This is a genomic window from Halodesulfovibrio spirochaetisodalis, assembly GCF_001672295.1.
GTDB lineage: Bacteria > Desulfobacterota > Desulfovibrionia > Desulfovibrionales > Desulfovibrionaceae > Halodesulfovibrio > Halodesulfovibrio spirochaetisodalis.
In genome coordinates this window covers 1-20,289 of the sequence record NZ_JXMS01000028.1, presented here as the reverse complement: position 1 = coordinate 20,289, position 20,289 = coordinate 1, and the positions used below count along the sequence as shown (strand labels likewise).

Sequence of the window (20,289 nt, the reverse complement as noted above, 5' to 3'; positions counted from 1 at the left end):
AAGGGCGGTTGAGAGCGGAATTTTTCGGGCAGGATTTCAGCAGCGCGTTAGGTTGCTGAGTTTAACATTTTTCATGAGGTGCAAATGAAGGGGTGCAGGCCGCTTTCTGTTGAAGAAGTGCAGCAGGTTGCAAGTAGCTTTACCGGGTACGATGCGCAGCGGGACAGGACGTTGTTTATTCTTGGTGTGATGAGCGGTTTTAGGATTTCTGAGCTGCTTTCTCTGCGGGTGCGTGATGTGGTGCAGAACAAGCGTGTACGGGCAGAGGTGGAAGTGCTGCGCCGGAACATGAAAGGCAAGCATGAGAGCAGGCAGGTGTTTATGAATCCTCAAGCGCAAGAGGCTGTTCTTGCGTTGATCTACGTTATGCAGAAGCGCGGCGTGTGGAACCACGACAGCTATCTGTTCAAGTCTCGGCAAGGGAAGAATAGCCCGATTACACGGGTGAGGGCGTACCAGATTCTATCCCGTGCGTTCGGCATGTGCGGGTTATCCGGCAAGCTGGGAACGCACTCCATGCGTAAGACCTTTGGCAACAACGTGTATGAGCATATGCTTGATCTTGTCGCACAGGGCGTTGGTGTGGATGCCTACCGCGAGACTGCCAAGGCGCTCGGGCACAAGAGCGTGGGGAGTACCGAGAGTTATCTTGCGTTCCGGAACGAGCATCTACGTGGTGCGGTGCGCAGTTTCAGCATAGGAGAGAGAGCATGAGTGTAAGTGTAACGCTGACCGTAAAGGATGTTTCTGCCGCTCTTGGGGTACGCGTTGAGGTTGTGCGTAAGCTTATCCGCAAGGGAGAGCTGCGCGCCAGTAACATCGGATCAGCAGCAAAGCCCATGTACCGAATCCGGCAGGCGGCTCTGGAAAAATTTTTAGATGAACGCGAAGTACTAGGCACGGAGGGGTAGCGAGATGACAGTTGTGGCACCGAAGGTTTTGAAGAGTCTTGAACAGATATGTAAAGAGTTTGGCCGAAGTCGTCGGACTGTTAAGAAATGGCATGAACAAGGTGCGCCGATCTACAAGGACGGGCGCACCTACGGGGCTGAAGTGAATGCGTTGACGGTGTGGCTGGTAAGGCAGGGGAGATAGGTAATGAGCTTTGCGGCTGTTAGTAGGATATGAAAAAAATAGTTAGACTTTCAGGTGCTGGTGAGTTTTGAGCAAATGGTGTAAGAGTCAATTTAGAATATATGCATTGCTATATTGTTATATAATAACAGGCGATTGCTTGTTCCTTCGAGGTCGGGATAAAAGTTGTGAGTAGGATGCGGGGAGTATTATGAGTAAGTTGAAAAAGAAAGTTGCTGTAAAAGTCTTTTCGATAAAAGCATATGGTTCATTCTTTGATGATTTTATTGCCGTCCATGATTCTAGCAAAAGCCTAGATAAGCCAACAAGGCTAATAAATATACGTGATAAGAAATATTTGATCAAAATGCAGGATAGCTTTGGATTGGAAGGAAATGAGTGTTATTTTTTATCTGTGGTTAGGGAGAGAAATACTTGGCAAACGCGAGGGTTAAATGATGGGGCGATCACTGGTATTTCTTTGAACCAAGGAATTATTGGAGATCCATTTTATTTCGTATTAGTTCCAGATAGAAAAGTCATACTTGGTTTTACAACTTGCCCAGGTGATAGTCTAAAATCGACTGCAGTAACAGTACTGCAGCAATTTAGTTCAGAACGGACATCTAAAATTGTAGTCGAGCAAGTTTCGCGCGAGACAGAATATGAGAAACTTAAAGAAGTTCAAATTTTTAAAGAGATAAAAGTTACAGTAGATCTTGCTAAATTATTTGAGCAGCCTAATAGAGTCCCAATGCTGTTGGAAGGAATTAGCCAAACTCGTTTTTTAAAAAGATCGAAGTTGGCGCTTACTATCTCCGACCTAGAAGAATATGATCAAGCCGAAACCTGTAACTACCTAGATGAATTGATAGAAAATGAAGGGTGCAGCGCCCTTGCTGTGCAAGCTGTTGATAGAGAGGAGCAGCATGTTAGCATAAACTTGGGGACTGTTTATGCTGTTTTTAATTCTGAATTGCTGCTTCGCAAGAATTTTATTGATGAAAAAAGGGCAAAGGAAGTTCTTCTCAATGCCCTTAGTTATTTTTCTACTTCTATGAAAATAGTTTAACCAATTCTTTTTGGGTTACTGCGTGAAGCTGTTCAAGTTTGTTTGACTCGAACAGCTTTTTTAATTCTTCAAAAGAACTAATACGAATCCTATCAGGAAGAATATTGTGAATTTCGATTGCTGCTTCGCGTGCTAGACCCATATTAACTAAGTTAATGATTCGTTCACTGCAGCCTCCGATTTCTATAAAAGTATGAAGCTTTACAGATATAGTATCAGATTTCATTTTGGATAGTACTTCAGTCAAAATTAGATGATAGCATCGCAACGCTGCTGCGAATTTAAAGCGTATATCTGTATTTACAGTCTTGATAACGTCTCGAACACTTTTGTTGCAGGAAGGAATTCTTTCTTTTCCACTGTCATATACAATTTGGTCGTTTATGATTGTTCTCAGTGGTTTTCCTTGAATCCATTTTTTAGCTAAGCTGGAAATAAACTCAGAACTTGAGTGAGTGGGGAAGAAAATACCTTGATCCTTTAAGGTGTTGCAGATTGTGAGAAGTCTTGGGTACAAGTCTGCTGACATAGGGTGAGGCAGTACCCAATCATCAATGTTTCTTTGGCTACTCAGAAATTGATAAAGTCTGTTCTGCTGGATGTAGCCAATAGTTGGATTTGCTTCTAAAGTAAATGTAGAGACTTTTAGGTTTTCGTAAGCAGCTTTGATGCTCGCAACTAAGCTTGCTTGTTTGTTAGCTGGAAGTGATAGCTCTGGTGCATTAAGCGTGGTTGATAGAGTTTCATTGCCGTACTCACGAACTAATTTATTAGCAATAGTGTAGAGAGTATATTGTCCCTCTTCTTGGGAATCGAATGTTCCTGTTAATGCATTGATTACATTCTCGATATCTTCATTTAACACATTGAAGAAAATTGGAATTTTTTCTTCTTTCTTAATATCATCAAAATAATCTTTGAATGTCCATTCTGTTTGATCGATAAGAAAAATATTACCAGATAGATGTTCTAGCATTCTTCCTGCGCGACCTGTGATGTTGTCTAGACGAACATCTTCCAATCTATCTGGTGCGCTATAAGGTACAATCTGCATTGGATTTATGAGGAATAGGTTTTTTGCTGGTAGATTAACCCCCTCCGCCAATGTGCTAGTACATGCGATAAATTTTACTTCCCCTTCTCTAGCTAAATCTTCAATCATCCTCCTGATCACTCCCGGCAATGGGCCATAGTGAAAGGCGACACCTCTTCTTAAGTTATCTGCTAACGAAAAGTCTTCATGTAAGAATTTTTCGACATAGTCCGCTGCTTCAAATAATCTAGTTGAATTAACTTCTTCTGGAATATTTTTTGCGATATCACGTGCAACATCTTCACATTCGTTGGTTTTGTTGCGGTATACGATGTTGCTTTCGCCTTGCCCTAATCTATAGGCAAGATCTGCAAGCTTACTTCCAGTAAAATTCTTTGGAATAACACACAAAGAGTCAGAGCCGAGTTTTGATAGCTCGATGTTTCTTCCTTTCAGCTTTGTGGAGATAAAAACTTTTGCAACAGGGGAGTGTGCTACAATTTGTCTTGAAAAATTAACATCAGAGAATACTGATTCAAATGCGTTCTGATATTGTTCAGAAGGCATACTGATGATTATTTGTGGAGAGCTGTCTTCAAGGACGTGTTGGAGTGTTAAGTGAAGGAGAACCCCTCGGCTCTTATCTGAGATGTTATGTGCTTCATCAATAAATAGGTAATCGAAAGAAATTGCTTGACCTTGGAGTAACTCAAATAAGCGTTCTTGAGTCATAACAAATATCGTTTTATCATTAAAAGTACCGTCCTTAGGGACAGTACAGATTTCGATGTTGTTTTCGTACCCTTTGCTTTTGGCAATTTCATAAAGGTTATTTGCGACTTCTGAGATAAGGGCACGTGTCGGTACCACAATAGCTGCAAAAGCTTCATAAGCTGAAGCTACTTCCTCTACGATGTATTGTAAGATGATGTGAGTTTTCCCTGTGGAGGTTGGGGCAACTGTGATCACATCTTCATCATTTTTGAGATCTTCCCAAAGGTTTCTTTGATAGTCAGTTAGAGGATGGGAAACAGCTTCGATTGTGTTTAAAGTTTGTCGTAACTCATTTTGCGTTTTTGAAAAGACACTGAGTTTAAATTTGACTTGTTGGAATTTATTTTCAAGGAGCTTAAGGTTGGGGAAATCACCCGAATCTGAATAAACTTGCTTTGCAATTGGGATAAGTTCCGCCGTGTCTTCGCCTGCTACAAATAGTAGCATTGATAAGAGATTAGCACCTTCATTCACGTGAGCTTGGTTATCGGATTGATAAAAGTACTGCGAAGAAGTGGACAGCTTTTGTTGAGTGTCGATAGGTAATTCGAAAGGCTCACCAGCTGTTTTTTTGATATATGCATCGAAAAGAACATTGACTGCTTTCGCATACTCTGGGGTTTCAATGATGTTCTGTGAGAGTGCAGTATATAATGTTGGCATTAAGCAATCTCCATATAGTCAACAAACCCAAGTACGAGTTCTTTAATTGAGGAAAAAGGTAGAATTAATAAGGCTGTTTTGTGGGGAGATACACCTACTCTTTGTGCAGAATTGTAAAAACTATCGAGGTGCGATTTAGCAACAATTTTATAGCGATTGATGTAGTTATTGTTATTTGCAAAAAGTTTTGGATCTTCAAAGCCGATAAAGCATGGAGTATAGAGCATATCTGGAGAAAAAACAGCGTCTCTTGTGAAAGGGTTTAACAACTTGATAAGTTCGTGTTGCCCTTGCGGAGTCATTTCAGGGAAATCCATGTAACTTTCAATTAGATCAAAATCTTGACCGTATTGATCAAAAGAAGTTTGAATTGATTTCAATGCCTTTGTTTTTGCAGAATTAAAGTTTTTGTAGAGCTTTGATTCTCCAAGATAAAGCCTTAGATTTCCATCAATATATTGCGCATGAACTGCGTCTGCCCCAAAAACAGGCATGCGTGGCGATGTTTTAAGCGAAATTTTACTCAATATCTTAGGCGCAGTGAGGTATACATCAAGGATGGTAAACAGTAATAACTCACCTAGTTCTCCATGGGCTGTTTTTTTGCTTAGTTTCCGAATGGATTTATTTAGCAGTGCCTCAACAGCATCATCCGGTGCAAATGCAAGCTTCTTTTGTATTTCTGAATATGACAATGCGAAGTTCGTTAAAAGACCATTTTTGATTATCTCGAAAAGAAGTGCTGTATCACATACACCGTTGCTACAAGGTAAGTAGACTACACAGCATTCTACATCGACATCATCAATCGTATGTCTGATGTTGAGGCGCTGTAGTGTTGCTTTAATTTCAGCAGCGTTTTCCAGTTGAGTTTTTAGTTTCGTCATAACCCACCCAGCATGTAATAAAGTATTTTTTGAAGTAAGTTGTTGCTTACAACTCTTTATCCTTTATGTAAACGCCAATAGTTTTTATTTAAAGATGTTATTTTCGTTTGGTGGTGTCTTCAGACTTATGTCAACTATGCTCCCGCCTCCCCAAACCTTCCCCACCCTTCCCTGACTGAACCACCTTAAAAACCCATGTTATACTCCCGCTAATCATTCGGGGTGATTGTCCGTGCGATTGTCGGGCGGTTGGAACTGTTGTTTTTGGGTCTTTTCTGGCTTCTTTGGTGCTCAACACCGGACAATCCCCACGAATAAAATCTTTATCGATTTTACTATGTGGGGTGTTGGCATGGACTGGAAAGACATAGGCGCTGTTGTAGCCAAAAGTGCACCGATTTTGGGTGCTGCGTTAGGTGGGCCGGTTGGGGCGATTGCCGGTGCTGCCGGTACTCTTGTTGCCTCTTTCCTTGGGTGTGAGGATTCTCCGCAGGCGGTTGAGCAGGCTATCAAGCAGAATCCTGAAACGCTCTTGAAGTTGAAAGAGCTTGAGGCACAGCAGCAGGCGCAGTTGATCGGGTGGCAGAAAGCACAGCTCGATGCTGAGTTACGTAATGTTCAGGATGCAAGAGCGCGTGAGATTGCGCTTGCTAAGGCCGGTCACGGTGGCGCTTGGGTTACCGGCATTGTTTCTCTTGTGGTTATCTGCGGTTTTTTCTGGATGCTGCGCGAAGTAGTATCTGCTCCGCAGGTGAGCGAGCCAGCCTTGTTGTTGCTTGGCTCCCTTGGCACTGCCTTTGGTGCAGTTGTTAACTACTACCTTGGCTCTTCTTTAGGCTCTTTTCGTAAAGACGAAGCACAGCGACCAAAGTTGTAGCGGGTAGCCTGTATGAAGAAGTGCCCGCCTTCCTCTTTTTGTCTGGATAAGACAATCAACATCCCTACGATTCTTACTATCCTCAAAAGCTTGGCTATGGTTGGAGTCTGTGCCTTTGCGTTTTACGAACGTATCGTAGACGTGGAGGCACAGGCCAACACCAACGCTAAGGCTATCCGTGCCATACAAACGGACATGGGCGCTGTGAACAGGCTTGAACAGGGCGTGCGCAGCGTGCAGCGTTCCATTGAGCAGCAGACCAAAGCGGACGATTACCAGAACCGAAGAATCGACGATATTTACAAGCTGCTTACCTCCATGAAGGCAGGCAAGTAGCCATGGCGGGCCGTAAATCTTCCTACAGAAAAAGCTACGCAAAGCAGGCGCGTGAGGCTTGTGCCATGGGTAACTTTACCCTTGCACAGCTTGCGCGTCTGTTTGGTGTAAGCAAGACCACCATATGGGATTGGCGGCAGAAGCATGAAGAGTTCGATGCGGCTTGCGCTGGCGGGGATGATGATTTTGCGCTGGAAACTGCGCGTAGCTCTTTGCTGAAGCTGACAAAGGGGTTCAGCTATACGGAAGTGACGAAAGAGGCAGTTCTTAACAGAGTAACAAAGACAACAGAGATGCGCGAAACCAAGCGCGTCCGTAAGATGGTTGTGCCGAACATAAACGCCATCAAAACCGTGTTCGACCGGGCAGAGCGTGAACAGGCGCAGCAGGGCAGCGGTGAACTTTCTGACCTTATCGCTGATCTGGACGGTAACACCAGAACCCTTACACCGGCAGAGCGTGGCCTTGTTCCCGACGGGGAGGAGGCAGAATGCCAAGCGTAGTCTACGACGACATGAAAATGAAGCTGGCTAATCGTTTCTGGCGGCTGAACAACCTGTACAAGATCATCGACAAAAACGGGGACAGCGTGCGCTTTACGCTGAATCCGGAACAGACACATTTCATCAGCCACATGCACACGCGCAACGTAATTTTAAAAGCGCGGCAGCTTGGCTTTACCACTTTTTCGTGCGTGTTCGGACTTGATCTGTGCCTGTTCAATTCCAACACCCGTGTCGGCATCATCGCGCAGACCATGGATGATGTGAAAAAGATTTATCGCGACAAGGTTCTCTACGCGTTCAAGAATCTTCCTCCCTCCTTGCTAACGGTTCCGGGGTTGCATCCGCAGGCCGAAAACGCACAGGAATTGTTGATGTGTAACAACTCTTCCATTGCTGTTGGCCTGTCTTTCCGTTCGGGCACGTTGCATTTTCTGCACGTGTCCGAGCTTGGGAAGATTGCCGCCCGTTTTCCGCAGCGCGCAAAGGAAGTGAAAACTGGTGCGCTGCCTACCGTACCGACTGACGGTATCGTTGTGTTTGAGTCCACAGCAGAAGGGGACTCCGGCCTGTTTTTTGATACCTGCGATGAGGCGCAGCGCAAAGCCCGCCTTGGTGAAGAGCTGACCAACCTAGATTTTAAATTCCATTTTTTCCCGTGGCATCAGCGGGCGGACTATGTGCTGCCTGCCGGTTCCGTGCGTCTGACTCCTGAGCAGGAAAAGTACTTTGTTGAGATGGAGGGCAAGCTCGGCTTCAAATTTTCCCCAGAGCAGAAGGCTTGGTACTCCGTGATGGAGAACAACCTTAAGGAAGACATGAAGCGCGAGTACCCGACCACGCCGGAAGAGGCTTTCGCGCAGACCGTGGAAGGTGCCTACTACGGTACTCACATGGCGCAGGCAGAAGCGCAGGGGCGTGTGTGCGATGTTCCGTTTGACCCGCTGTTGCAGGTGCATACCTCGTGGGACTTGGGCATGAGCGACACTACCCCGATCTGGTTCTTCCAGCACTCTCCTGCAGGACAGCGCAGATACATAAATTACTACGAGGCCAGCGGCGAAGGTTTGGAGCACTACGCAGGGATTTTGGAGAAGTTCGCCAAACAGTTTGGCTATCGCTACGGCGTGCACATCGCGCCGCACGATATCCGCGTACGTGAGCTTGGAACCGGTAAAAGCCGCTTGGAAAAGGCCAAGGAGCTTGGAATCAAGTTTGAGATTTGCCCGTCCATCTCTGTGCAGGACGGCATTGACGCTGTGCGCACGCTGTTGCCTTCCTGCTGGTTTGACAAGGTGAAATGTACGCAGGGGCTTAAAGCACTGCGGCACTACCGCAAAAAGTGGAACGAAGATCGCGGGTGCTTTGAAAGTCAGCCGCTGCACGATTGGGCATCCAACGGTGCGGACTCCATGCGTTACTCGGCTGTCGGGTTTAAGCCGCCAGTTCAGCGGGAAACGCCAACACACGCAACAACAACACGCGGCAGGAAAAGACGGAGGTAGATATGGGCGGTGGTGCAAAAAAAGTTTTGAAACGAGTCGTCGACCCCGGCGGTTTAATTTTTAAGGAAGAACCAAAGTCTGCCGCGGATGCTGGCTACAGCGCAGAGCGCCAGAAGGAAGAAAGAGCGATTGAAGAAAAGAAAGCAGAAGAGCGCAAGAAGTCTTCGTTCAACAAAGGGCGCAGCGGTACGTTGATGGGCGGTAGTGTGGGCAGCAGTGACAGCTTGAAGACGGCTCAGCTTACCGGCTCCGCTGAAACAAAGAAAAAGAACAAGTTTGGTGAGTAGCTATGCATCATCTTGTGAAAGAGCTGCAACAACGTCTTACCGTGCTGAAAAAGAGCCGCAGAGAAGCGGAAACTGCATGGCAGGAGCTTGCTGAGTTTTTGCAGCCGGAGAAAGCCCGTTTTTTCGGCAGTACAGCTGACAGGGACGAAGAGCGCGAACTTGTGTGGAGTTCAGTTCCTGAAGATGCGTTGCATCAGTTTGCTGCTGGCATTCACTCGTTACTGACAAACCCAGCACAGACGTGGATGCACACAGCGCTTGTGGGAACTGGCACAGAAGATTTGCCCAAAGAGGTGCGCGAGTGGGCTTCTAACATCGCACAAATCATCATGGATGCCTGCAAGCATGAGGAAAGCGGCTTCGATGCCACCATGAACGAGTGCTATCTCGACTACGGCTGTTTCGGGCAGATGGGCTTGTTCATCGATGATCCGGAAGATGATTCTGCGATTCCGTTTACATCCCTTTCTCCGCATGAGTGTTTTATCTCGGAGAATCGGTACGGAACAGTAGATACGCTTTTCCGTCGGCTGGAACTGACGGTGCGCCAAGTGCAGGAGCGCTGGGGTAGGCGTAAGTGTGGTTTGTACTCAGATATTTGGCAGAAGCGTACGTTTTCCGATGCGGTACAACGCAAGATAGACCAGAAGCAGCTGGAAGAAACCGTGTACGTGTGGCAGGCGATTTACCCTCGTAAACAGGGTGAGTGGTCAGACGAAGCGACGATTCCGAGTAAATTTAAATATGCCTCTGTGTTCTGGGAAGAAGAGACAAACCAGCTTCTTTCTGAAGGCGGATACAGGGAGCAGCCGTTTATGTTTGCGCGCTTCTCCAAGTTCTCCGGCTCTGCCCCGTGGGGGCGTGGTGCTGGGCATACAGCGTTGCCGCATATCCGCCTGCTGCACAGTCAGGAAGAATCCAAGAACGCAGCTGTAGAGATTCAGTGCGACCCGCCGCTGGCTGTTGACAGCAACATGTTCAAGGGCGGTGTGAATACAGATTCCGGCGCAACAAATTACTACGATGGAAACGGCGTTACAGGTGAGCGCAGCAGCGGCATACATCCGCTGCCTTCCACAGCTGACGTAAGCGGTGTGCATGTGCTTACCAAGGAACGCGCAGAAGAAATACGCACCATCTTTTTTAACGATCAGTTGCAAATGGTGGGTGGGCCGAACATGACGGCCTACGAGGTAGCCATACGCGATTCTAAAAAAATGATGTTGCTCCTGCCTATGTGGGGGCGGCTTGCAACGGAGTTCCTTCCAGTTTTTGTGGAACGCATGAACGGCATACTCGAGCGGCGCGGGGATATTCCTGAACAACCAAAAATTCTCAAGCAGATGCTTGAAGAGCGTGTGATCTCCCGCTTGAAGGTTGCCTATGTTTCTCCCATCACCATGGCACAAAAGGCATCAGAGGCGCAGACTTTCCAGCGGGCGTTTGAGTACCTAGCCCCTGTTATCAACGCGAATCCGTCTGTGCTCGACAACTTTAATCTGGATGAAATTGCTCGGGATACGCAAGACCTGTTCGGGTATCCGGCAAAGTATCTCAAAGATACGCAGCAGCGGGATGCAGAGCGCCAGCAGCGTGCAAAGCAGGCGCAAGAAGCTGCTCAGCTGGAAGCAGACAAGAGCATGGTGGAAACAGCAGACAAGATGGGCAGCGTGGCAGGAAAGGCAGACGACATTTCACAGGCATTGGAGCAGCTGGGAGGTGCCCAATGATGAAGCGAAAAAAACAAGAAGATTCGCATCCGGTTTCCATCGAGATGAAGCAGGCAATCAAGCGCGTTTTCGACACAGAAGACGGTACAACCCTGCTTGCGTTTTTACAGCAGCAGGCGCGGTTTGATGCACCAACATACGCCATGGGCAAAAAGCACGAAGACATGGTTCACCACGGGGCGCGTAAAGCCTTGGTGCGTGAGGTTTTGGATATTTTGAAAGGGTAGTTTTTGTGATGCCTCCGGCGGGCAGGCTCTGCCTTGCATCCGCGAGGGGGAATCCCCCTCGACCCGTTAACGTGCAAGGGATGGGCTAACCGCAGGCAAGGAACGTTATGCAGGAAAGGAGATTGATATGTTGAAATTATTTGGAGCGATGACACCGAGTTTAGGTTTTGCTCAGGAAGGAGCAGGCGGTGGTGAAGCTGGCGGCGCTGCTGAAGGTGCTCAAGGTGGCGAATCCGGTGGTGGAGAGTCTGGAGGCGCAGCAGATGCCGAAGGTGGTGCCGCTGGAGAGCAAGGCGGTGGGGCTGCAGGTGATGAAGGTTCAGGGCAAGGCGGTAGCCAAGAAGGCGCGCAAGGCGGCGAACAGGGCGCGGATACACCGGATTTCTCTACACCGGAAAAGTATCTCGAATTTGTCCGCCAGAACGGAGCGTTTGAAAAGGCAGATGAATACAAAATCCCTACCCAGTTTGAAGGCATAGAAACGCCTGCAGGCTGGGACGTGTCCGGTGATGCAACCTTGTTTGCGGAAATGGCAGCGAAGCACGGTCTGTTGCCGCATCAGGCGGAAGGTATTTTCCGAGACTACGTAAGCAACGTTACGGAAATCACCAAAGCTACAGAGCAGGCCGACCTTGAAGCACAAAAGCCGGAAACAGTGCTGAAGGAAGTGTACGGGGACAAAGCACAGGAAGCGCTGCCCATGCTTGAGCGCGGCTTAAAGGCGCTTGGTATCGATGCCTCCAAGGGGTTGCGCGTAACGCACGCCATGAAGGCCATCACAGAGCTTGGCAGACTTACCGGCGAAGACGGCAGTTTTCACGGTGCCGGAGCAGGTGGCGGGGAAGATGAAGAGATGAGCACGGAAGAGTGGCTGAAACAGGCCATGAAGTAGCCCGTATGGGTACAGCTTTTTTATAACAGCGCAGATACGGAGGTATCGCATGGGTAAAGACTTTTTAATGGGGACACTCAAAGAGTTGAGTAACGAGCACTGCAAAAAGCAGCCTCATCAGGTGGACACGATTACGGAAGAAGCTCCGATTTTGGGTATCTTGCCGTTGGCTCCTTCTTCTCATGAGCTTTGGCATAACCACGAAGAGCTGTCCGGTGTGCAGGGTGCTGGCTGGGTTCCCATGAACGCGCCGCTGCCTGCCATGAGTGTGTCAGCCGATATCAAAAAGACCGATTTGGCTATTCTTGGTGGTGAAATTGAAGTGCCGCAGGATCGTGCTAAGGCCTTCGGCGGTAAGGAAAAATATTTCGCTAAAAAACTTCCCAAGACGCAACGCGAGTCTGGCATGTCAGCGGAAACAGCCATTATCTACAACAACTTTTTGCCGTATGCGCATGAGCATAACAAGGTGGTAGATGCTGGTGCTTCTGGTGATGGATACAGCATGATTGCTGTGACGTTTACGCAGGATGAATTGTGCGGATTGTATTCTCCGGCAGGGTTTAAAATGGGTGCAATCATGGATGTTGAACCGATTAACAACGGTGGACTGTACAAGGATAAAGATGGGGTTCTTGTCTATGGCATAGCGCTAAAAGCCTACATGGGACTGCTGCTTGCAAATCCGAAAAAAATTGCTGCAATCCGCAATATCGACAAAGAACACAAGCCAACCGCTGACATGATCGACAATATGCTTGCAGATTGTCGAGCGTCTAACTCTTCAAACACGTACATTTTCTGCCATCCAAAATGCCAGACGCTGCTTAACGAGCATAAAGGCAAAAGCATGCAGACAACAACGGATACCAAGAACATCAACCGTACTTTTACCCACTGGAACGGTGTTGAGATTCAGACCTCATTCAACTTCATGGACGGCACCGAACAGCACGTTGACCTGTAGGCAGCGATCTACGGCGTTACTGCGAGAAAGCCAAACGCTCATGTAGGACTGACTACATTTCGCCCTTGGCTTTCTCTTGTGCCTTGTATCTCACCGCCTACAGGTCAACGTTTGCGGGTGGTGAGGGTTTAAAAAAACATTGCAAGCAAGGGGTTTTCTCATGCGAATGTTTGATAACAGACTCCCGCAGTATGGGGAGTATTTGGGAGAGGCTGTCACGTTGCCGAACTCTGGGACTACAGCGCTTACAGGTGGGCCTGCAAAGTTGTCCGGTTCTGTTGGTGGCACGGGCGTAACTGTGCGCTGTAAAACTGCTGTGACCATTCCGTCTACAAAGGTGCTGCATTTGGTGGTGAAAGATTGTGACACAGCAGATGGTACGTACAAGGAAATGTGCCGTGTCACGTTTCAGGCGGGCGCATATGTCGCTGGTAAGCACCTTGGTGAAGCTGTGCTGCCTTCTCAGGCAAAGCGCTTTATCAAGTGTGACCTTGTGTCTGACGGTGCGTGTGTCGGCAAGGTGGATGTGTACCCGTACGCAACCCGCTAGGAGCGTGTGCCGTGCCCTTATTTACAGCAAAAAAACGCTGCTTTTATGGCGGCGAAATCTACGAAAAAGGTGCAGTTGAGAAGTTCTCTGAATCTGTCTCTGCTGCATCTTGGGAAGCGATGGACGAAGAAGGCAAAGAGCTGCTTGTACATCCGAAACAACCTGAAGTGAAAGAAGATAACCAGCTGGTTTCCGGTGAAGAATTAGCAGAACTTCAAGGAGTACATGAAGTTTTGCTTACAGACTTTACAGAGCAAGGAAAGCGGCTGAAAGCCGTAGAGCTTGAACGCGATACCGCGCTCGAATCCGCTGTATCGTTGAAACAGGAAAACGAAGCCCTTGCAAAGTCTGCTGAGGTCGCAACAGCGCTTCAGGCACAGGTTGCTAATCTGAAAAAACTTGTTGCGGATAACGAAAACAAGTCTGTCCTCGAAGAGGCGATTCAGAACTTGTAAGTTCTTTGCGCCGTAGGCTGCGGCTTGAAACCGACTTGTCGCAGTCGTCCTCATAAAGTTTTGGAAAGGGGTCTGGGGAAAAACCTTTGCAAAGGTTTTCCCCAGCCGCCGGAGGCACACCATGTCTAAAACACTCACCATCATCAACAGAGCGCTTGGCGAAGTTAACGCGCCTGCCATCTCGGAGCTTAGCGACGGAACGGTGTATGCGGAAGTTGCCAGCCGTTCTTGGCAGCCTGCACGGGATGCTGTGTTGCGTGCGCACCCGTGGCCTTGCTGCCTGCGCCGTGCAAAGCTGAACCGCAGCCCGGATAAGCCTGCGTGGGAGTACGCGTATGCCCATGTGCTTCCGGTTGACTATGCGGTGCTTGTGAGCGTGTACCCTGAAACGTCGTACGCCATTGAAAGCGGGGTGATTCTTTCTGACCAGAAGGACGTTTCTATCAAGTACGTTTCCACGGATACCAAGCTTTATGATGCGGCGTTGGAGGATGCGATTGTGTACGAGCTGGCTTCTCGTTTGGCTATGCCGCTGACGTCTAAAAAGTCGCTGTCAGAAAAGTTGGAGCAGAAAGCGTTGGTGTGTTTGAGGCGCGCTATTCATACCACCACACGGGAAACAACCCCGAAGGATATTCGCACGAACAAATGGAAATCTGCCAAGCTCGGATACCGCAGATCACGGTAAAGGAACGTCATGCCGGAACATAGACAGATACAAACAAATTTTACGAGCGGCGAGTGGTCTCCGCGCCTTGCCGGACATGTTGACCTTCAGAAGCGAGCGAACGCCTGTGAAGAGCTGGAAAACCTGATTGTGTGGCCTCATGGCGGCGCAACTCGCAGGATGGGGACACGCTTTAGGGGCTTTGCCAAAGAGGGAAACAATTCGCCACGCCTGAAGGATTTTTCTTTTAACGACATTCAGACGTATGTGCTTGAGTTCGGCGCAGGATATGTGCGTTTTTGGCGTGATGGCGGGCAGCTTATGAACGGCGGTTCCCCGCGTGAACTGACCTTGCCGTACACAGCGCAGGAAGTGCACGAGCTGCAATTTTCACAGTCTGCGGATGTGCTGTTTATCTGCCACCCGAACCATCAGCCGCGCAAGCTGCAACGCACGGGACCGGACGTGTTTAGCGTTGCTGTATGTTCGTTTAGTTCGCAGCCATCTGAGTGGAGCGGAGGAAACTGGCCGGCACGTATCAGCTTGTTTCAGCAGCGCACATGGTGGAGCGGCTGCCCGAACAATCCGCAGAAGCTGTGGTTCTCTAAGACAGGTAACTTTTTACACATGGGCGGCGATGCAAAACAGGATGACTCTGGCGGTGGGTTTGCTTTGGATTCTGACCAAGTGAACCAGATTCGCGGCATGGTTCCTGCCCGTTCGCTTGTGGTGTTGACCAGTGGCGGAGAGTGGACGCTCTCCGGATCACAAAAAGGCGGGGTGACGCCTACCGATGTTCAGGCGGTTCGACATAGCAACGTTGGGTGCGCTGCACATGTTCCGCCGATGCTTATCGGGGCATCCACCCTGTTTGTTTCCCGTGATCGTAAAAAGCTGCGTGAGTTTATCTACAGCTATGAGCAGGACGGCTTTGTGCCACTTGAGGCATCGTTGCTTTCTGAACATCTGCTACGCCCGCGTGTAAAGCAGCTTGCATGGCAGCAAGACCCTGATTCAATCATCTGGTGTGTGTTGGAAGACGGTACACTGGCAGCCATGACCTACCTGCGCGACCAGAAGGTGTATGCGTGGCACCGGCACACTACACAGGGGCGCGTACTTTCTGTGTGCGCTAACAGCGCAGAAGATTACACCGAGATTTGGCTTGCTGTGAGACGAAACGGAAGGGTGTGCATAGAACAGATGGCTAGCCCGTGGCAGGGCGATAACTTGGACGATGCAGATTGTTTTTATGTGGACTGCGGGCTTTCATACCAGGGTAGCAAGCTTTCGAGTGTTTCCGGCCTTGAGCATCTTAACGGCATGACCGTGCAGGTGTTGGCAGACGGCGGTGTGCAAAAGGAAAAGGTGGTGCAGAACGGCTCCATCACGCTTGATTCTCCAGCAGATACCATCGTTGTAGGGCTTGGCTACACATACCGCGTAACACCGTTGCAGCCGGAAGGCGGACACCCGCAAGGAACAGGGCAAGGGGTGATAAAGCGCCTTGTGAAAGTAACGCTACGCGTTCTGCACTCCGTGGGCATGCGCTACAAGGTGGGTGATGATGCGGAGCGCGATACGTTTTTGCGTAGCGTCAACAACGCTATGCACAAGCCGGTCACACCGTTTACAGGGGATTTAGAGTTACCTTCCGTGGCTACGGGTTGGAGCAACAACCCTAAAGTGTCTGTGTTTGGCAGCGATCCGCTGCCGTTCTCGCTGCTGGCGTTAATCCGTGAAATTGAAGTGACGGTGTAGCTATGCCGATGATTCGACCTTTTAAGCCGGAAGACTTGCTGAACATAACCATGCGTGACTCTGACCAGCCGGACTTTGCAGGCGTAAACCTGCAAGCGCATGGGCAGTACTTTTCTGCCATGTCAGATGAAGCCGTGACTGTGCTGCAGGACGGTGAAATTTTGTTCTGTTCCGGTGGGGTCCGGTTGGGGAAAACGTGCGGTGTCTATCTTGTTGTTTCTTCTGCCGGGGAGCGTTACCCGCTGCTGTTGGTGAAGGTACTAAAAAAGCTGATTTCCAACGGGCGAGCAAGAGGGATGGTGCGTTTTGAAACGCTCATGAACATGCAGAATGAACGGGCGTTGCGATTTATTGAATTTTTGGGCTTTGAGCGTGAAGGGGTGTGCAGGGCAACAGGTGAGAACCTGCTGGACAGGTATCTGTATGCCTTCATCGCTCCGGCAGAGGAGGCGTAGCGTATGGCGATGGTAGCGGCAGCTGTGGGTACAGCGTTAAGCGTTGTGGGGAGCAAGCAGGCAGCAGATCAGCAACAGCAGCTTGCAGATGATGAGAGCAAACAGGCCAGAGCCGTTGGCGCGTACAACGCTTCTGTAAAGCGCGAAGAGGGGCGCAGGCTGGTTGGGGCGCAACGTGCTTCCTACGCGGCAAGCGGTGTTGTTGTGGACACGGACAGCACTGCTGCAAATGTGATGGAGCAGACAGACGTAGAAACCAACATGGACGCGGTTGCTGCATACTACCAAGGCAACTCTAAAGCGGCACTCATTGAAAACCGCGGATATGCCCGTAGCACATCGACCATGTTTAACGGCATGGCAAGCGCTGGCTCCAGTGCATATTCACTGCTGCGGTAGGGGGAACGATGGTTAAAATACCCGGTACATCCTACAGCCGATCACAGATTTCCTACTCACCTACAGCCACGTTGGAGGATGTTTCTGTGCAGGGGCAGAACGTAGCCACGCTGGGGCGTATGGTGGCGGATATCGCACAAAAAGAACAGGTTCGGCAAGATAACGAATCGTTCCTTGAAGCCAAGACTAAGTACGACAACTGGAATCTGGAGTTTGATACGCAGGCCGCGCAACGTGTGGGCTCAGATGCCGGAGGTCTTACGCAGGATTACCAAAAGGCTGAGAGCCAGCAGGTGCAGACGCTGGGAGCAGGGCTTTCAAAACGCGCCCTCAACGCTCTTCAGCAGTACACCACAGGGCAACGCGCTCAACGAGTAAAAGCGCACGCAGGGTTTGAGCATCAGCAACGCATTGTGGTGGCACAAGACAAGTATGGCGCCACCATGAAGACCTTTCAGCAGAAAATGCAGGCCGCTCCTGAAAACATAGCCGCGCATGATGCAGAGGCACGGCAAATTTTTGATCTGGCTGTTTCCTCCGGTGCGCTGCGTTCCTCACAGAAAGAAGCGTACATGGCAGACTATGCTGGCATGAAGCAGAACGCATGGAAGGCGTTGTATGAACGTGCGCCAGAGCAGGCGTTAAAGCGGTTTGCAGAGTTTGGCATAACCGACAGCACAAAGGCTGTGTACGCGGAGAAGTTCAAAGACACAGAGACGACAAAACAGAGCATAACCCTTGCCAACGAGCTTTCAGGTAACGGCAAGAGCCTGAAGGAGAATCTGGACTACGTGCATACAACGTACGCAGATAATCCGCTTTTGCATGACAAGCTTGTGGCGCGTTTGAAAATGCGCGGTGCAGAGGAAACGGCTTCTGTTGTTGCAGCTAAGAAAGCGCAGAAAGAAGAACTTGTTGCGCAGGTTCGGGCTGTTGAGGTTGACCCTGAAAACAGGGGCGCAGCTTCTGAAGAGCTTGCGTCGATCATCGAAGGCGCTCCACCGGAACTGAAAAAGGAGCTGACCGCGCAGGCGAGCGAAATCTTGAATCCTTCCGGCCTGACTGACTTGGAAAAACTCGCGCAGGTTGAACAGGCTGTACTGAAAAAGGATATCCGTTCTGTTGAGGAGCTGCAAACGCACTACGCGGGCATTTCCCGCAACCATCAACGCAAGCTGGAGGAAACGTTGCGCAAGGTGGGTAAGGGTGAGGTTCCAAAACTTACCGTGGATAAAGTGAACCGTGTGCTTGCAGAGCTTGGCTACAACAAGAAGATGAACAACCCCAAACAAATGAAGGAGTACAACGCGCTTCATGCTGCATACACGGCCTTTTATGAGCAACGGAATCCGCAGAACCTTAAAGAAGAGATGGCAACAAATTTAGCCTTTAAAAAGCAGATGGAGCAGGAAGGGGTTATCCCGGGTGGAAGCTGGTACGGAGGCGATAAAGGCGTGACTCGCGCAGAAGCAATTGCAGCCGGAAATCTAGCTGAATTCATGCCGGAAGTGGATGAAGCAAACCGCGGCAAACTTCAGGTGACAACACGAGCGCTCGGTGTGGATATGAAAAATACCAAGCTGCTCCGTGAACACAACAAGGCATGGCTACCTGTGTATGAACGCATGGACGAGGCAGATTTGAAAAAAGTAATTTCTGTGATGCTTCGTGAGAAAATAGCTGTGTCTCCAGCTTCAGCACAGCAAGTGTACAAGCTGTTGACCGAGAAAAAGGGGTAGCCATGGGTTTGTTAAATAATCTTGATGTGAGCCAGATTGATAGTTCTGTTTTTGAAGGGCTCCCGCGTGTTGATGAGGAGCAGGAACAGGCGCCTGTATCTACAGGTGGAAGCCGTTTAGCTGACGCGGATGTTTCGCAGGTGGACAGTTCTCTTTTTGAAGGGTTGCCGCGCAGTGCAGCTCCGATGTTGGAGTATGCTGTTACCCGTAATCCGGACACGGTTGCAGACGCGCAGAAGATTGCCAAGCGCACAGGTATGGATGCCGATTTTGTTGAGCAAAACTATGATCAGCTTTCTGCGCAGGACAGAGCGGAACGCCAGCAACGTTTGATGGAAACTATGGATGCTGGCGGAACCATGTATTTTATGCGTGACCCTGTAAATGCAGGCATGGCCCATGACGATCTTGAGAATTTAATCAGAATAGAACAGGAATCAAATCCCTTTCGAGCGCTTGGTAAGACAGCAGGCCGCGCAGTGCCTAAAGTTTTTCAGTTCTACAACCAAAGCATGGCGTATTTATCTGGAACTTTGGACTCTGTTGAACATGGAATAGGTGATGCGCTTGGAACTGGACACACTGGAATTTTTAAACGCAGCGAACAGTTTCACCTTGCTCAGTCCAAGTACATAAACGATGAGGTCTTAAACTCAGAACTGCTTGCGTTACCGGAGCATGTCACCAAGTCGTTGTGGGATAATCCGCAGCTTCTTGTGAATCCAGAGTACCTTGTTACGCAGGTTGGCGAAGCAGCATCAAGCATGTTGCCGATGGTAGCAGCGTATACTGTTTCTGGAGGTAGCCTTGCGGTTCCTTCCGTGGTTGGCGGGTTACAGGAAGCTGCAAGTTTGTACGAAGACTTGGTGCGTGACGGTGTGGATCAGGCGGACGCTGCGACCGCTGCTACAAGTTTTGGTGTGGTTGTGGGCTTGCTGAACAAGGTAGGTCTGGAAGAGCTTACCCGCAAAATTCCTACAAAAACCATCATGCAGAACCTTGCGCGGCGTGGTGCTGCCGGTGCAGCAGAAGGTTTTACGGAGTATCTTGAAGAGCCGTTTCAGGCCGCGTTTTCTGCCCTTGCTAAAGGTAAGGACATGGACGGGGTTGTAAGTGATGTGATTGCCAGCTTGAAGAACGTTGATGTTGCTGTTGGCGCGATAATACTTGGTTCATCCGGTGGGGTTTCCAAGGTTGCAGAGCGTGTGGAGGACAAAAGGCAAGCTGGTCTGTTGGCTACACAAAATGGCGTGCAGCTTTCTGCCCTTTCAGATGCGGTTGCAAAAAGCAAGCTTGCTGAGCGTTCTCCTGAAGCTCTTGGCGAGTTCATTAACAGTGTGTTCCCTACTGAAGCCAGTGAGCAGTTTGTTGATGCCCAGCAGTTTGCGACCCTCTTTCAAGAAGGGATTGAGGAAGGGCAGGACGTAGGCACTGTT

General features: G+C 49.2%; 22 protein-coding genes. 20 read left to right on the top strand and 2 right to left on the bottom strand.

The window, feature by feature from the left end:
* Positions 1 to 84: 84 nt before the first annotated feature.
* From SP90_RS13525 to SP90_RS13510, 3 genes are all read left to right on the top strand, one after another.
* The gene (locus SP90_RS13525) at positions 85 to 714 is read left to right on the top strand and encodes a tyrosine-type recombinase/integrase (protein ID WP_066857346.1); all 630 of its coding nucleotides are present in this window, start codon (positions 85 to 87) and stop codon (positions 712 to 714) included.
* A complete protein-coding gene (locus SP90_RS13520) occupies positions 711 to 911 on the top strand; it encodes a helix-turn-helix domain-containing protein (RefSeq protein ID WP_066857344.1) in 201 nt (66 codons plus the stop codon). Before SP90_RS13525 ends, SP90_RS13520 begins: the two co-directional genes overlap by 4 nt.
* A gap of 374 nt (positions 912 to 1,285) precedes the next feature.
* Positions 1,286 to 2,146 carry a hypothetical protein gene (locus tag SP90_RS13510; protein WP_066857335.1) on the top strand — a complete coding sequence of 287 codons (861 nt, stop codon included), beginning with the start codon at positions 1,286 to 1,288 and terminating at the stop codon, positions 2,144 to 2,146.
* Here the strand turns inward: SP90_RS13510 and SP90_RS13505 are convergent.
* Positions 2,130 to 4,616 carry a DEAD/DEAH box helicase gene (locus SP90_RS13505; RefSeq protein WP_066857332.1) on the bottom strand — a complete coding sequence of 829 codons (2,487 nt, stop codon included), beginning with the start codon at positions 4,614 to 4,616 and terminating at the stop codon, positions 2,130 to 2,132. The genes SP90_RS13510 and SP90_RS13505 overlap by 17 nt on opposite strands.
* On the bottom strand, positions 4,616 to 5,503 hold the full coding sequence (locus SP90_RS13500) for a HamA C-terminal domain-containing protein (protein ID WP_066857329.1): 888 nt from the start codon (positions 5,501 to 5,503) through the stop codon (positions 4,616 to 4,618). The genes SP90_RS13505 and SP90_RS13500 overlap by 1 nt, the downstream gene beginning before the upstream one ends.
* A gap of 352 nt (positions 5,504 to 5,855) precedes the next feature.
* Between SP90_RS13500 and SP90_RS13495 the strand changes: the two genes are divergently transcribed.
* The 17 genes from SP90_RS13495 to SP90_RS13415 all read left to right on the top strand — a co-directional run.
* Positions 5,856 to 6,380, top strand: a complete 525-nt coding sequence (locus SP90_RS13495; RefSeq protein ID WP_066857326.1) for a hypothetical protein — start codon at positions 5,856 to 5,858, stop codon at positions 6,378 to 6,380.
* Between the two features lie 12 nt (positions 6,381 to 6,392).
* Positions 6,393 to 6,716 (top strand): hypothetical protein, encoded by a 324-nt coding sequence (locus SP90_RS13490; protein ID WP_066857324.1) that lies wholly within the window; start codon positions 6,393 to 6,395, stop codon positions 6,714 to 6,716.
* A gap of 2 nt (positions 6,717 to 6,718) precedes the next feature.
* Positions 6,719 to 7,219 carry a helix-turn-helix domain-containing protein gene (locus tag SP90_RS13485; RefSeq protein ID WP_066857322.1) on the top strand — a complete coding sequence of 167 codons (501 nt, stop codon included), beginning with the start codon at positions 6,719 to 6,721 and terminating at the stop codon, positions 7,217 to 7,219.
* Positions 7,207 to 8,724 (top strand): hypothetical protein, encoded by a 1,518-nt coding sequence (locus tag SP90_RS13480; RefSeq protein ID WP_066857320.1) that lies wholly within the window; start codon positions 7,207 to 7,209, stop codon positions 8,722 to 8,724. The genes SP90_RS13485 and SP90_RS13480 overlap by 13 nt, the downstream gene beginning before the upstream one ends.
* Before the next feature lie 2 nt (positions 8,725 to 8,726).
* The gene (locus SP90_RS13475; protein ID WP_066857317.1) at positions 8,727 to 9,011 is read left to right on the top strand and encodes a hypothetical protein; all 285 of its coding nucleotides are present in this window, start codon (positions 8,727 to 8,729) and stop codon (positions 9,009 to 9,011) included.
* 2 nt (positions 9,012 to 9,013) lie between these two features.
* Positions 9,014 to 10,741 carry a portal protein gene (locus SP90_RS13470; RefSeq protein WP_066857314.1) on the top strand — a complete coding sequence of 576 codons (1,728 nt, stop codon included), beginning with the start codon at positions 9,014 to 9,016 and terminating at the stop codon, positions 10,739 to 10,741.
* The gene (locus SP90_RS13465; RefSeq protein WP_066857311.1) at positions 10,738 to 10,968 is read left to right on the top strand and encodes a Bbp19 family protein; all 231 of its coding nucleotides are present in this window, start codon (positions 10,738 to 10,740) and stop codon (positions 10,966 to 10,968) included. Before SP90_RS13470 ends, SP90_RS13465 begins: the two co-directional genes overlap by 4 nt.
* A gap of 127 nt (positions 10,969 to 11,095) precedes the next feature.
* Positions 11,096 to 11,860, top strand: coding sequence for a hypothetical protein (locus SP90_RS13460; protein ID WP_066857308.1), 765 nt, complete (start codon positions 11,096 to 11,098; stop codon positions 11,858 to 11,860).
* 49 nt (positions 11,861 to 11,909) lie between these two features.
* On the top strand, positions 11,910 to 12,827 hold the full coding sequence (locus SP90_RS13455) for a major capsid protein (RefSeq protein ID WP_066857306.1): 918 nt from the start codon (positions 11,910 to 11,912) through the stop codon (positions 12,825 to 12,827).
* 160 nt (positions 12,828 to 12,987) lie between these two features.
* Entirely contained in the window at positions 12,988 to 13,377 is a 390-nt protein-coding gene (locus SP90_RS13450; protein WP_066857303.1) for a hypothetical protein, read from the top strand.
* A gap of 11 nt (positions 13,378 to 13,388) precedes the next feature.
* The gene (locus tag SP90_RS13445) at positions 13,389 to 13,832 is read left to right on the top strand and encodes a hypothetical protein (RefSeq protein ID WP_066857300.1); all 444 of its coding nucleotides are present in this window, start codon (positions 13,389 to 13,391) and stop codon (positions 13,830 to 13,832) included.
* A gap of 121 nt (positions 13,833 to 13,953) precedes the next feature.
* A complete protein-coding gene (locus SP90_RS13440; protein WP_066857297.1) occupies positions 13,954 to 14,520 on the top strand; it encodes a hypothetical protein in 567 nt (188 codons plus the stop codon).
* Positions 14,521 to 14,529: 9 nt separating this feature from the next.
* Entirely contained in the window at positions 14,530 to 16,260 is a 1,731-nt protein-coding gene (locus SP90_RS13435; RefSeq protein ID WP_066857294.1) for a hypothetical protein, read from the top strand.
* Between the two features lie 2 nt (positions 16,261 to 16,262).
* Positions 16,263 to 16,715: a hypothetical protein gene (locus SP90_RS13430; RefSeq protein WP_066857291.1), complete on the top strand. Its 453-nt coding sequence runs from the start codon at positions 16,263 to 16,265 to the stop codon at positions 16,713 to 16,715.
* Between the two features lie 3 nt (positions 16,716 to 16,718).
* Positions 16,719 to 17,114, top strand: coding sequence for a hypothetical protein (locus SP90_RS13425; RefSeq protein WP_066857289.1), 396 nt, complete (start codon positions 16,719 to 16,721; stop codon positions 17,112 to 17,114).
* An 8-nt stretch (positions 17,115 to 17,122) separates the two neighbouring features.
* The gene (locus tag SP90_RS13420; RefSeq protein WP_066857287.1) at positions 17,123 to 18,853 is read left to right on the top strand and encodes a hypothetical protein; all 1,731 of its coding nucleotides are present in this window, start codon (positions 17,123 to 17,125) and stop codon (positions 18,851 to 18,853) included.
* Positions 18,854 to 18,855: 2 nt separating this feature from the next.
* Positions 18,856 to 20,289: hypothetical protein (locus tag SP90_RS13415; RefSeq protein WP_157471310.1), on the top strand; the 1,434-nt coding region annotated here is incomplete at its 3' end.